The organism is Prochlorococcus sp. MIT 0701 (assembly GCF_000760295.1).
Taxonomy (GTDB): Bacteria; Cyanobacteriota; Cyanobacteriia; order PCC-6307; family Cyanobiaceae; genus Prochlorococcus.
The window spans coordinates 18,931-31,784 of the sequence record NZ_JNBA01000012.1 but is presented as its reverse complement, the minus strand read 5'-3'; the positions used below and the strand labels follow the sequence as shown (position 1 = coordinate 31,784).

Below are 12,854 nucleotides of genomic sequence, written 5' to 3'. Positions count from 1 at the left end.
CTAATTCTTTTCGTTTCTCATAGTGATTTCTCTCGATGCTCCAGTACTGATAGAGATACGCGACTTGTGTGCCTGCGTTGATGATCAGCCTATTCTTAATGGAGTAAATCTCACCATCCGTGCAGGCGAGATTCATGCCTTGATGGGTCGTAATGGCAGCGGCAAAAGCACTTTGTCTAAGGTCTTGGCAGGGCATCCTGCTTACAAAGTCACGGAGGGCAGTGTTCTTTATCGCGGTGAGGATTTACTTCCTCTTGAGCCAGATGAGCGCTCTCGAATTGGGCTCTTTCTCGGCTTTCAGTACCCGGTTGAGATTCCTGGTGTGAGTAATCTTGAGTTCCTGCGGGTATCTACGAATGCCCGTCGCCTAGAACAAGGCCTGGAGGAATTGGACACCTTTGCGTTCGAAGACTTTGTGCGTGAGCGTCTCGGCTTGGTGCAGATGGACCCAGCTTTTCTAGACCGTTCGGTGAATGAGGGCTTCAGTGGTGGAGAGAAGAAGCGCAATGAGATTTTGCAAATGGCTTTACTAGAACCTCTTGTAGCGATTCTCGATGAAACCGATTCCGGTTTGGATATCGATGCTTTGCGCATCGTTTCTGGGGGTGTCAATCAACTCGCAAATGTTGATAATGCCACCCTGTTGATTACTCATTACCAGCGTCTACTTGATCTAATCAAACCCGACTACGTGCATGTGATGGCCGCGGGGAGGATTGTGCGCTCCGGTGATAAGGCGCTGGCTCTTGAGTTGGAGCAACGAGGTTATGAATGGGTGGATCGTGAATTGGATGCACTGGAGATGACTTGATGGTGGAATCCCCCATCAAGAACTCCTCAGCTCTCGATGACTGGTGTGAGCGGCTCTTGCACAGTCTGGAAGCCCCATCAGGTCCGATGGCTGCCTGCCAGGCTCAGTCGCGTAATCAGCTTGAAACCCTCTCTGCTCCTCATCGTCGACAGGAGGCATGGCGTTTTTGTGATCTTGCACCCATCGCTGAACTTGAGCCTCGACAGATTCGCTCTCTAGGTGAGCCATCGGCTCCTAGTGTTTCTGATCAGGTGACACGTCTGGTCTTAGGGACGGGGCAGGATCCTTTCGCTGGAGTGACTCTCCCGAAGGGCCTGTCGCCGCTTAGTGATGCGGAACTCAAGCATTCCCTTGGGCAAACTTTCAACCTGGCGACATCCAAAGGCCAATGGCCGGTGGCGCTTAATCAGGCCATCGCTTCACAAGTCATTGGCTTGCGGGTTCGCGGGACAGTTGATAACCCTCTTGAATTGGTGTGTGATGCCGGCGCCGATCGGGGTGTTTTTGCCGTGCGGGTGCTCTTGCTGCTTGAGGAAAAGGCCAAGCTTGAGCTGCTACAAGTTCAGCTGAGTTCAGGTGCCAATCTCACCAGTGTTTTGGTGGAAGCCCACTTGCAAAGTGAGGCCAAGTTGCGTCATGGCCTTCTAGCTTTCGGCCATCCTCAAGCTGCATTGTTGGCTCATCTTGATGTTGAGCAGGAACCAAGCAGTGATGTTTCCCTGGTGAGTGTCTGTCAAGGTTGGGGTGTGATTCGTCATGAGCCCCAATTGATTCAGTTGAATGGTGGTGCTAAGAGTCAATTGCGGGCCCTTCAACTGGTGCAGGCTAATCAGCTTGCTGATACTCATTCCTGCGTGCGTTTTAATGGCCCAGAAGGAACTTTGGATCAACTTCACAAGGCAGTTGCGGCAGGTCATGGCCGCAGTGTTTTTAATGGGGTGGTGCAGGTGCCTCGTGAGGCGCAGCGTACTGATGCCGCTCAGCTAAGTCGTAGCTTGCTGCTCTCAGATCGGGCCCGAATTGATACCAAGCCTGAGTTGGAAATTGTTGCTGACGATGTGAAATGCGCCCATGGGGCCACTGTGAGTCGGCTGCAGCCGGAGGCACTTTTTTATCTTCAAAGTCGCGGAATTTCTCCTGATCAAGCCGCACAGCTTTTACTGCGCGCGTTTTGTGATGAGGTGATTTGCATGCTCCCATCGACTGCAGGGGCCTGGCGGCCATTAGCTCGATTGTTGGATGGGGTTTGAGCCGATCATGACCTCTTCCGTTAGTTCAGAGCAGAGCATGCCGTTGGCTATGGCTGCTGTAGAAGCTTCAGCCAACCTGGCAGAGCTCACGCGAGCGGATTTCCCGCTACTGGCGCAGACCGCCTGCTTAGGCCAGCCCTTGATTTACATGGACCATGCCGCGACAAGTCAGAAGCCGCGGCAGGTGCTGGAAGCATTGCAGCACTACTACGACCATGACAACGCCAATGTGCACCGTGGTGCCCATCAGTTGAGTGTTCGGGCTACAGAGGATTTTGAACGAGCACGTCAGAAGGTGGCTGATTTCATTGCTGCCTCAAGCGCGCGGGAAATCGTTTTCACCAGGAATGCGAGTGAGGCTATCAACCTGGTGGCTCGCAGTTGGGGAGATGCCAACCTCCATGAGGGTGACGAGGTGCTGCTCACCTTGATGGAGCACCACAGCAACATTGTCCCTTGGCAGATGCTTGCCAAGCGAACAGGTTGTGTGCTGCGCTTTGTCGACCTCACCGATTGCGGGGAGCTTGATTTAAATGATCTACGGCACAAGCTCTCAGAGCGCACCCGTTTAGTCAGCCTGGCTCACTTGAGCAATGTGCTGGGTTGTTTTAACCCTATCTCTGAGGTCACTGCAGAGGCTCATCGCTTCGGTGCTCTGGTGTTGCTGGATGCTTGCCAGAGCTTGCCACATATGCCTGTGGATGTGTCCCGGCTTGGATGTGACTTTCTCGTGGGTTCTTCCCACAAATTGTGTGGTCCTACCGGGATGGGTTTTCTTTGGGCTCGAGAGGAGTTGCTTGATGCCATGCCGCCTTTCCTCGGCGGTGGCGAAATGATTCAGGATGTTTATCTCGACCACAGCAGCTGGGCTGATCTGCCCTACAAGTTTGAAGCAGGTACCCCTGCTATCGGGGAAGCTATTGGTATGGGCGTTGCGCTCGACTACCTGAAGCAGGTTGGCCTTGATCGTATCCACGCTTGGGAGCAGCAGCTCACGCTGCAATTGTTTGATCGCCTTCAAGACATCGATGGGTTGACGATTCTGGGCCCAACTCCTCAGCAGGAGCCTGATCGAGCCGTCCTGGCGGCTTTCACGGTTGATGGCTTGCATCCCAATGATATTGGCGCCTTGCTTGATTCAGCAGGCATTTGTATTCGTAGCGGCCACCATTGCACCCAGCCTTTGCATCGTCACTATGGGATACCTGGATCAGCTCGTGCCAGCCTGAGCTTCACCAACACACCAGAAGAAGTCGATCGCTTTGCTGAGGAATTGGTTGCGACGATTGGCTTCCTAAGACAGCACAGCTAGAGCTTTAGGTGACGGCGGAAGAATTGCTCAGTTGTTTCTAAGACTTTGATCTTGACAGCACTGTCGCGAAAGCCGTGGCCTTCCTGCTCAAAAATGTGGAGTTCAACTGGTATGCCGTTTTCTCGTAGGGCATTGGCCATCTGTTCTGTTTGCTCTGGGGGAACCACCTTGTCTTGAAGTCCCTGAAAGAAGATCACTGGGCATTGGATCTTGTTGGCATGTAGGAGAGGTGAGCGGTTTTCGTAAAGTTGTCTTTGCTCGGGCCAACGGCCTATCAGGTGATCGAGGTATCGAGATTCAAATCGATGGGTGTCCTCGGCCATGGCGGTGAGATCAGTCACTGCATAACGGCAGGCAGCAGCGCGAAATACATCGGTGAAGCAAAGGCAGGCCAGGGTGGTAAACCCACCGGCACTACCTCCTTCAATGGCGATTTGTGTTGGATCTGCCTTCTTGCATTTCACTAATGCACGTGCTGCTTCGGCGCAATCCGTGACGTCTTCTTCTCCCCAGCCTCCCCGCAGGCGTTCGCGGTATGCACGGCCAAATCCAGTGGAGCCGCCATAGTTCACATCCACCACTCCCCAGCCTCTAGACGTCCAGAACTGAATGCTGAGGCTTAGACCGCGGCTGGCCATGCTGGTAGGGCCGCTATGGCTTTTGACAAGCAGTGGAGCAGGGCCTTTGCTGCCATTGATTGGCGGGTAATACCAGGCATGGGTTGCCTGCCCAAGGCAGCCTTCAAACCAGATAGGCTCCGCAACGCTGATCGCATCAGCATTCAGTAAAGGTTCACTGGCAGGTGTGTGCTTCCAGCTGCCACAGTTGAGGTTGAGCTCCAGTAGCCCAGGACCCGTGGTGGCATTGCTGGCGATGGCTACGGCTCGACCTTCCTGCGCCTGTAGACCAGTTAGATCATCAAAAGGTTGGTTGACGTTACTGATTTGTCCATCATCGGCCAGGCGGCTCAGCCTCCAAGAACCCTGGTCACAGATGGCGGTCAGAATTTGCTCTCCATCCCAGGCGCTGGTGCTCATGCCATAAACCCACTGCGGCATGCCGGTTTCGGCTGAAATCGGCCAGGGGCGTCGCCAAGTGGGTGGAACAGTGGGGTCTGTCGTCAGATTTGCCACCATCAGATTCCACCAGCCGCTGCTGTCTTCGCTGACAACCAGCTCTCCATTGGGTAGCCAAAGGGGCTGGAAAACGGATGTTTGTTTGTGATCAAGTGGACTGCTACCAGCTAGACAGGCCGAGCTTTTGATCAAACCAGCAGGGTCGAGGCTGGCCCACCAGAGTTGGCTTGCCTCCCAGGGCATGGCCGGTTGTTGCCATTCCACCCAGGCCAGCTGATCTCCATTGGGGCTGAGGATCGCGTAACCAGCAAAATCAGCAGGGCGATGCAACACCTTGGCAGGTTGGTTCTCATGGTTGAGGGAGAAGGTCACCAGCCAGTCCCGCTTGTCTGCTTCCATGATTCCGAGCCAGCGCTGCCGTGGTAGGTCAATCAGGCCATCAGCAAGTTGGGCATCGTTAGGTTTTGAGAGGCGAAGCGGAGGCTTGAGCGGAGATAATGCCTTCTTACTTTTTGTGGCCTGGTTGAGGCCCTGCCAGCGCTGGAACCAGAGGCAGCCATCGGCATCATCGATCCAGGCCATCAGTAGCTGGTTGTCTTGGCAGGCTGTTGCTAGGGCCCCTCCTCCGTAATCGTGAATACGACTACGCAGGTTGGCTGGGGCCGGTGTCAGCTCTTGGGGGGGGTGGTCAGATTCACCCCAGGGACGGATAAGGGCAGTGGTGCGACCATGCTCCTGAGGACGTTGCTCCAGCCAAAGCACCCAGTCATCAATCAGGCGCGGTTCTTTGAGGGTGGGTGTTCGTCCAAGAGCGCGGCTGGCAGAAAGAGGTTGAGTGGTTTGGTTCTGGTTTTGCTGGGCATGGCTTGTGCTTTCCATGGCGGTTTGGGGTCTGATGTGCGGTGGAGTTGCCTAAACTCAATCAACTGATGCTGAGACTTTTCTTTGGCTCGAAGCTTCGCTCAGCTGGCACGTACGGCCGAAAAAAATACGGGCTCTGTTGCTGTCCCGAAGGAGCCGCTTGATCATCCGCCCCTTCAAATTCACACTTTGGGCAATGGGGTTTTGCGGCAATCCACCCGTCGGATTGGCAAGGTTGATGAATCTGTGAGGGACTTGGTGAGGGACATGCTTCGCAGCATGTATGCAGCTAAGGGGATTGGTTTGGCTGCCCCGCAGGTGGGAATTCATAAACAGCTCTTGGTTCTTGACCTAGATCTGGAAACCCCTACAACCCCGCCAGTGGTTTTGATCAATCCCGAGATCATTAGCTCCAGTGCAACTGTCGAAACCTATGAGGAAGGCTGCCTGAGCATCCCAGGCGTTTATCTCAATGTGGTGCGGCCTAGTGAGATCGTGCTCAGTTTTCGCGATGAGATGGGACGACCACGCAAAATGAAGGCCGACGGCCTGATGGCTCGCTGCATCCAGCACGAGATGGATCACCTTGAAGGTGTCCTTTTTGTCGACAGGGTCACCGATGAGAATGAGCTCAGCCTTGAGTTAAAGGAGCATGGCTTCAAGCGGGCTGATGTTCGTCCACTGGTTTGAATGCGTTGGCTGAAGCCTTTGAGGATGCTTTCCTTGACTGTTTCTTGTCTGTTTGGCGTCGCGTTTTGATTGTTTCTTTCTTTGCCTTGCTTTGAAGCGCTTGTGAGATCCATCTCTTGGGGCTTTAGCGACTGGCAAGCTTCTGCTGGTTGCAGCTTCAGGCATGGTGGATTCACTGTTGGTCATGATTCGACTCAACAAACCGGCCTTAGGGGGCAGCCGATTGCTCGGCAGACTTTTACGATTCGATCAGAATCTTGCAGGCCTTGATGGCTCGTTATTTCCCCTCTGCAGTTGCTCTGGTCCTGGTAGGTGCGACGGGCCTGACTGGATGGTCGTCATCTGTCCAGGCTCAGGGATCTCTCTTTACAGCAGCCCCTGTTGAGCAGAGCAGATTCATTTTGGTGGGTGCCCCGATTGGCAAGGGTGAGAGGTCGCAGTTGAATATCTACGAACAACGCAGTAGCAAAAGAGCCTGTTTTGCAGTAGATGGAAGCTTGCCGGCTGTTGTTGATCCTCTGCTTGCGAGGTTTGATTTCACCGGGATTTGCAATCGATACATTGACGGCAATGGGTATTCGTTGCGGATAGGGGGCGATGACCTAGGAACTCACTATCGCTTGAGTGTGGTGAGGACTGATGGGGATATGCATTTGCTAGCCATCCCCACTAGGGACACCTCTAATCCAACCCTGATCGTGGCGAGGGCTGGTGGTTCTGGGGTCTCTAGCAGTGATTTCCTTAAGTTGGACTTCGAGCCTGGTTGGCAATTGATGCGTCGCCAATATGGGCAACGTACGCTTGGCCATCTGTATGTGTTCAGCGACACTTGGCCTGGGAGTTCAGATGAAAACGTCACCGCTGAGGAAGTTGTTGAGGAGGAAGTAGTAGTTGAGGAAGTGGCTGAGGAGGAAACTGTTGAGGAATTAGTAGTTGAGGAAGTAGTAGCTGAGGAGGAAGTTGTTGAAGACATAACTCCTGAGGCATCAACTGTTGAATCTGCTGATTGATAAGCAGATTCAGACTGCTACTCTGCAGTGCTCAAAATGGTTACTTGCTCAATGAACCAAGTCATGGTTCGAGAAAATGAGCGAAGTTAATTTGTCAGCACCGTTTTAGTGGCAAGTATCTAAGACTATGATTTTTACTGGTCTAAAGAGTACCCTCTGTCACGAGACTCCCCTGTAGAGAATAATATGCGCAAGAATCAGAAGTATAGTAGCCACAGTGCATTCCATTGGCGTGAGTTTTGCTAGTTTAAATAATTTTTTCTTAGAGCTGATTGGGAAGTGTGGCTGCCTGTTGATATTATTCGTAGCCTGATTGGGCGTTAGGGCGTAACTAAAATCAGTTCAACAGTATCTTTGCTATGGCACATATTCCTAATGGCCTGTGCAAATAAATGGTTTGCCTATGGGCTGGAATACAGCTTGAATTACCTTGGCGAAGATTAATAATCAACTCCATTTGATTCGATTTTAGCCTCGTTGGAATAAGCCTGATACGGATGATTGCTGAACTCGAAGGAAATTAGCTGGCGAGTTGCTTGGCAATGATGGCGAAATCTTCTTTGGCATCGCCACAATCAAAACTACGGAAACACATTGTTTCCGCTATCGCATTTTTATTGACTTTATCTTGATCATGAAGATCTGCCAAAGACCTAGCGACTCTAAGAATCCTTAGACCGCTGCGGGCACTGAGTCTGCGGTGATTGACAACTTGCTCCCAGAGTTCTAGAGCCTCTTCATCCAGCTGGCCGATTTTTCCTAAATCCTGGGCCGAGAGGTCACGATTGAGCTTCCCATCAGGATTGCGAACAAGCATCCGCGCGCGTGCGCGCAAGATCTGCTCGATGCCGATTAACTCTTGATCATTGAGATCAGTGGGAGTTATGCCGGTAACCGATTTGCGCAGCTGAGCTGCGGGTAGGTGCTTGAGCCGCAGTTGTAGATCCAGGCGATCCAATAAGGGGCCAGAGAGGCGGCTCCAATACCGCTGGCGTTGGGATTGGCTACAGCGGCAAGGATGCTCTTCATCTCCAAACCACCCGCATGGGCAGGGATTGGTTGCTGCTACAAGGGTGATTTGAGCAGGGAAGGCAGATGTCTGCCGGGCTCGACTCAGACGAATGACTCCTTCCTCGAGTGGTTGTCGAAGTTGGTCGAGAACTTTGCGTGGAAATTCAGCTAGTTCATCGAGAAACAACACACCACCATGGGCAAGGCTCAGTTCTCCTGGCCTGGGGTTTGCACCGCCTCCAACGAGGGCAGCAATCGTGCAACTGTGATGGGGAGCCCGGAAGGGTCGCTGTTGCATCAACTGGGGAGTGCTCTTCAGCATTCCCGCCACAGAGTGAATACTGGTGATTTCCAAGGCCTCTTGGCGCGTGAGCGGCGGCAGCAGCTGCGCTAAATGTTGAGCCAAAAGTGTTTTTCCACAGCCAGGTGGCCCCACCATCAGGAGGTGATGGCCTCCGGCAGCAGCCAAGGCAAGGGCTTTATGGCCCAAGGTGCAACCAAGCAGTGGATGACGTTGATCGTTTGGTTTGCGCGTGATGTTTGCTGTGACGGCCGCGTTGGAGATGTGTGTAGGTGCTAGTGGTTGGGGTTGGTGCAATAGATCCACAACCTCGCTGAGGGAATGAGCAGCTCGTACTGTTAATCCAGGTACAAGGCTTGCTTCTGCTGCATTGGCTGATGGCACCACTAGCGCTCTTACGTTTTGCGCAGCGGCCAGGTTGGCAATGGCAAGGATTCCTCTGCAGGGCCGCAAGCTGCCATCGAGTCCGAGTTCTCCAGCGCAGCAGAGATTCGCAAGCAACGGACCATCCAGCTGCCCACTGGCTACCAATAGGGCCAGGGCGATAGGTAGATCAAAGGCAGGTCCCTCTTTACGAAGATCGGCAGGAGCCAGGTTCACCACGACTCGCACGAGTGGCCCGCGAAAGCCACTGTTGCGCAGTGCTGATCGCACTCGCTCACGAGACTCCTGTATGGCGGCGTCGGGTAGCCCTACCAGTTGCAGCCCTGGCAGCCCAGGCACTAGATCCACTTCCACGGTGACGGCTAGGGCCTCAATGCCATGCAGAGAACCACTCAGGCAACGTGCCAGCATTTGTAATCAGACGGTGCATGGATTTCATGCCCCAGCCGTCCCATCCTCAGACTGTGACTCAATGGCTGGTGACACCATTTTTGGCCAGATGCTTCGCGGTGAGATTCCTTGTGATGAGGTTTATAGCGATGAGAGATGTCTGGCCTTTCGCGATATTCAGCCTCAGGCCCCGGTTCATGTGCTGGTGATCCCCCGTAAACCGCTGGAAAGTCTGCGGGCCGCTGATTCCACGGACTCGGAGTTGCTGGGGCATTTGCTGCTGGTGGCAGCCAGGGTGGCCAAGCAGGAGGGCCTTGATGACTTTCGCACCGTGATCAATAGTGGTCTTGAGGCAGGACAAACCGTTTTTCATCTTCATGTTCATGTGATAGGTGGCCGTCCGCTGGCCTGGCCTCCCGGTTGAGGATTGAACTGGCAAGAATGACGCGATGACAACCACTATCAGGAGGGGGGCTCTGAAGGGCCTGCCTAATCAGCTCGGCAAGTTCCGGAGGCTTGCTCAGCCTTTCTTTCTGCCGCTCGACCAAGCCAACGGATGGCAATTTATTGGGCTGCTGGTCGCGCTGATTTTTTGTGTTGGTGGACTTGTCCTCGTTGCCCTTACGGGGCTGATTGCAGTTCTTGAACGACTTCAGCCAGTTCTAACGGAGAACTATTTCGGAGGCGTTGCTGGCACGATCAAGACGATCTGGTCGAGCTGGTGGGGCTGGGCATTCTCTGGCCTGTTCGTGATTGGAGCAGGCAGTTTCTTTGGCATGCGTCAGCAGTTGCGTCACAAACGCTGGCTGCATTGGTTGATGCTTGCTGTCATCGTTCTGATGCTATTGGCTGTGAATGGCATTAATGCGGGTATTGGATTTATTGCTAGGGATCTCACCAATGCTCTCGTGGAAAGAGAGGAAAGCGGTTTTTACCGGATTTTAATTATTTATGCCTGTTGCTTTGTTGTTGCACTACCAATAAGAGTTTCGCAGATCTTTTTCACATTGAAGCTCGGGATCATTTGGAGGGATTGGCTTTCGCGCAGCCTGATTTCTGACTTCATGAGCAATCGTGCGTATTACGTTTTAGACCCCAATGACGAGCAGGCTACGGACGTTGATAACCCCGATCAGCGCATTACAGATGACACTCGCTCGTTTACGGCACAGAGTCTTCAATTTACCCTTGGTGTATTTGATGCGATTCTTACATTTTCTCTGAATATACTTATCCTTTGGGGTATTAGCAGGACACTGACATTTTCTTTATTTGGATATGCTTCCTTCGCCACTGCTGTTTTGATTGTGGCTGGGAGAAAACTGGTCAAAATTAATTTTGACCAGTTGCGATTTGAAGCTGATTTTAGGTATGGACTGGTTCATATCCGTAATAATGCAGAGTCAATTGCCTTTTATTCAGGGGAAGAGCCTGAGCAGGAAGAGACGCAAAGAAGGCTTGGATCTGTGGTGAAAAACTTTAACCTGCTGATTGTTTGGCAAGTGATTATTAGCGCTATGCAGCGTTCGTCGACTTATGCTGGAGTTTTCTTCCCGTATGTGATTATGGCGGTCCCGTACTTTGCGGGCGAAATTGATTATGGAAGTTTCGTTCAAGCAGGTTTCGCATTTAATATGGTTGAGGGCTCGTTATTTTTTGTTGTCAATAGAATTGATGAGCTTGCACAATTTACGGCCGGGGTTACTCGTTTGGAAGGCTTTCAAGCGAAGGTTGAGAAGATTAGTCGGCAGACTGCTGTTGTTGATTCGCCGACTTTCTCTAGTGGAAATTCTATCTTGATTCAGCACGCTGATTTATATCCCCCTAATGGAGGTCAACAGATTATTAATGACCTGAGCCTGAATGTTGAGGAGTCAGAGAAACTTCTTGTTGTTGGTCCATCAGGCTGTGGCAAGACCTCTTTGCTACGTATGATTAGTGGTCTTTGGAATCCACGTCAGGGGAGTGTTCAACGACCTGCCTCGGGTGACTTGTTATTCATCCCTCAGAAGCCTTATATGATTTTGGGCTCACTTCGTGAGCAGCTTTGTTATCCAGCTGATGAAGATCGTTTCAGCGACGATCAATTGAAAGCAGTTTTGGAGGAGGTTAGGCTTCTTCAGATCGTTGAGCGCTATCCAGATCTTGATGTCAAGCAAGATTGGCCGCGGATCCTTTCGCTGGGAGAGCAGCAGCGTTTGGCTTTTGGACGTTTGCTGTTGAATGCGCCTCGTTTTGTTGTTCTTGATGAAGCGACGAGTGCTTTGGATGTCAAGATCGAGAAGCATCTCTACAAGCTTCTAGAGGATCGTGATTTGGCTGTCATCAGTGTCGGCCATCGCTCGACCCTTATCGACTTCCACGATTCCGTGCTTGAACTTTTAGGGAATGGCAAATGGCGTTTGATCCCGACCGCCACCTATCTATTGTCTCAAGATCCTGACCTGGTTTGATGACCTCAACAAAGCAAAACCTTCCAGGCGATCAGGACCTTCCAAGCGAACAGGCTGTCTTCGAGGGATCCGAGCAGGGTTCTGAAAGTTCAGAGGTACAGCCACCCGTCAATAGTGCGACTACGGGAGATCCTCCCGCTTTTGGTTGGAGTGCCTATGCAGAACGGGTCAATGGGCGTTTCGCGATGATTGGATTGGCCGCTGTGCTGCTCATCGAAGTGGTGAGTCGCGACACCTTCTTGCATTGGGCCGGTTTGCTGTCCTGAGTGGTTGGGTTGTCGAATCAGCTTGGTAAACGGATCAGGTCCACATCCCAACGACCATCTCGGCTGACTTGAACTGCTAGAAGTCGACCCTCGCCATCCAGAATCACATCGCGAGGGATCCCTTTGGCGCTGAGCTCAAGCCGATGAACAGTACCCATACTGCGGTGATAGAGCAACAGTTCCGTTTGGTCGTCACGCTGTCTTACCAGTGCCAGGCGTTCGCCATTGGCACTCACGCTCACACTGATTGGCTGAGCATCAGCTCGATTCAGGCCAGGAAGTAGTACCGGTCTGCGGCTACGTAGATCGATCAATTCAATTCTTTCTTTTCCTTGATGGTTGGCCAGAGTGGCCAACCAACGCTCGCCAAGGGCCGGTTGGCGACGACTGCTAGCGGATTGGAGCAGTGAGCGATTGATGCCTTGGAGTGGCCTCAATGCTTCTCTTCCGCAAGCAACCAGCCCAAAGCAAATAAGCAGAGTTACAAGCCAACTCGGCAGATCTCGTAAGAACCCATATTTCACGGCCTACCCTCTTTAGTCGGCGTTGAGCGCTTCAGTCCTCTGATTTGATCTGGTTCAAGTATTTGAGATAGATCGAAGAGCTCTACGCGCCAATGGCCCTGATCGGCCACTTGCAGAGCTAACTGGCGTGCATCTGGTGCAAGGCTGAGGCTCACAGGATCTCTCCCCCCCGGTAGGGGGAGCGGGTGGATCCTTCCGGTTAGACGGTCTTCAATGATCGTTAGGCGTCGATTGCCTTTTTGTGTGATGACTGCCAGATAGCGTCCACTCCAGCTCAGGGAGGGAGAACTGTGAGGTTGGTGACGGGAGAAATGGCGTAGTGGCAGGATCTTTCCGTCTCTAAGATCGCGGAGCTGAACGGTTGGCCTGCCTCGCTGATCGACGATCACTGCCAGCATTTCGCCATTGCCGCTGAGGGCCGGGTCTTGCTGGCTGCGCTGAAGCAGGCCACCGGGTGCTCTCTCAATCGAATTGATGCAGCTCCCAAGGCTGAGGCAGCCAAAAAGCAGGATCAG

At 52.6% G+C, this 12,854-nt stretch carries 10 protein-coding genes and 2 pseudogenes; 8 read left to right on the top strand and 4 right to left on the bottom strand.

From position 1 onward, the window contains the following. Nucleotides 1-22 precede the first annotated feature (22 nt). The 3 genes from sufC to EV12_RS02740 are packed head-to-tail and all read left to right on the top strand — an operon-like array spanning nt 23 to nt 3,373. Nucleotides 23-811: a Fe-S cluster assembly ATPase SufC gene (gene sufC / locus EV12_RS02750; protein WP_036911607.1), complete on the top strand. Its 789-nt coding sequence runs from the start codon at nt 23-25 to the stop codon at nt 809-811. Further along, entirely contained in the window at nt 811-2,061 is a 1,251-nt protein-coding gene (locus EV12_RS02745) for a SufB/SufD family protein (protein ID WP_036911606.1), read from the top strand. Before sufC ends, EV12_RS02745 begins: the two co-directional genes overlap by 1 nt. A 7-nt stretch (nt 2,062-2,068) precedes the next feature. Next, nucleotides 2,069-3,373 carry a SufS family cysteine desulfurase gene (locus EV12_RS02740; RefSeq protein ID WP_036911751.1) on the top strand — a complete coding sequence of 435 codons (1,305 nt, stop codon included), beginning with the start codon at nt 2,069-2,071 and terminating at the stop codon, nt 3,371-3,373. Here the strand turns inward: EV12_RS02740 and EV12_RS02735 are convergent. After that, nucleotides 3,370-5,328: an alpha/beta hydrolase family protein gene (locus EV12_RS02735; protein ID WP_036911605.1), complete on the bottom strand. Its 1,959-nt coding sequence runs from the start codon at nt 5,326-5,328 to the stop codon at nt 3,370-3,372. The two genes, EV12_RS02740 and EV12_RS02735, sit on opposite strands and share 4 nt — an antisense overlap. 66 nt (nt 5,329-5,394) lie before the next feature. Here EV12_RS02735 and def point away from each other — a divergent pair, with 66 nt between their 5' ends. After that, on the top strand, nt 5,395-6,000 hold the full coding sequence (def, locus tag EV12_RS02730) for a peptide deformylase (RefSeq protein ID WP_036911604.1): 606 nt from the start codon (nt 5,395-5,397) through the stop codon (nt 5,998-6,000). A 269-nt stretch (nt 6,001-6,269) separates the two neighbouring features. Then, nucleotides 6,270-6,848 (top strand): annotated as a pseudogene (locus EV12_RS02725) (DUF3747 domain-containing protein); the annotation flags it as partial. 682 nt (nt 6,849-7,530) lie between these two features. On the opposite strand, the gene EV12_RS02720 reads toward EV12_RS02725, so the two are convergent. Then, nucleotides 7,531-9,117 (bottom strand): YifB family Mg chelatase-like AAA ATPase, encoded by a 1,587-nt coding sequence (locus EV12_RS02720; protein ID WP_036911602.1) that lies wholly within the window; start codon nt 9,115-9,117, stop codon nt 7,531-7,533. 61 nt (nt 9,118-9,178) lie between these two features. Here EV12_RS02720 and EV12_RS02715 point away from each other — a divergent pair, with 61 nt between their 5' ends. From EV12_RS02715 to EV12_RS14520, 3 genes and pseudogenes are all read left to right on the top strand, one after another. Continuing rightward, on the top strand, nt 9,179-9,520 hold the full coding sequence (locus tag EV12_RS02715; RefSeq protein ID WP_036911600.1) for a histidine triad nucleotide-binding protein: 342 nt from the start codon (nt 9,179-9,181) through the stop codon (nt 9,518-9,520). A 25-nt stretch (nt 9,521-9,545) separates the two neighbouring features. Beyond that, nucleotides 9,546-11,549: an ABC transporter ATP-binding protein/permease gene (locus EV12_RS02710; RefSeq protein WP_036911598.1), complete on the top strand. Its 2,004-nt coding sequence runs from the start codon at nt 9,546-9,548 to the stop codon at nt 11,547-11,549. 104 nt (nt 11,550-11,653) lie between these two features. After that, nucleotides 11,654-11,815: pseudogene (locus EV12_RS14520) on the top strand (chlorophyll a/b-binding protein); the annotation flags it as partial. A gap of 17 nt (nt 11,816-11,832) precedes the next feature. Here the strand turns inward: EV12_RS14520 and EV12_RS02700 are convergent. Both EV12_RS02700 and EV12_RS02695 read right to left on the bottom strand, forming a co-directional pair. Further along, nucleotides 11,833-12,339: a hypothetical protein gene (locus tag EV12_RS02700; RefSeq protein ID WP_036911594.1), complete on the bottom strand. Its 507-nt coding sequence runs from the start codon at nt 12,337-12,339 to the stop codon at nt 11,833-11,835. After that, nucleotides 12,336-12,851, bottom strand: coding sequence for a hypothetical protein (locus tag EV12_RS02695; protein WP_413314962.1), 516 nt, complete (start codon nt 12,849-12,851; stop codon nt 12,336-12,338). Before EV12_RS02695 ends, EV12_RS02700 begins: the two co-directional genes overlap by 4 nt. Nucleotides 12,852-12,854 lie beyond the last annotated feature (3 nt).

Bases quoted from the DNA above. Each gene is read 5' to 3' on its own strand.
- EV12_RS02745 (WP_036911606.1), top strand. From the start codon at position 811: ATGGTGGAATCCCCCATCAAGAACTCCTCAGCTCTCGATGACTGGTGT.
- EV12_RS02715 (WP_036911600.1), top strand. From the start codon at position 9,179: ATGGCTGGTGACACCATTTTTGGCCAGATGCTTCGCGGTGAGATTCCT.
- EV12_RS02710 (WP_036911598.1), top strand. From the start codon at position 9,546: ATGACAACCACTATCAGGAGGGGGGCTCTGAAGGGCCTGCCTAATCAG.
- EV12_RS02740 (WP_036911751.1), top strand. From the start codon at position 2,069: ATGACCTCTTCCGTTAGTTCAGAGCAGAGCATGCCGTTGGCTATGGCT.
- EV12_RS02735 (WP_036911605.1), bottom strand. From the start codon at position 5,328: ATGGAAAGCACAAGCCATGCCCAGCAAAACCAGAACCAAACCACTCAA.
- EV12_RS02720 (WP_036911602.1), bottom strand. From the start codon at position 9,117: ATGCTGGCACGTTGCCTGAGTGGTTCTCTGCATGGCATTGAGGCCCTA.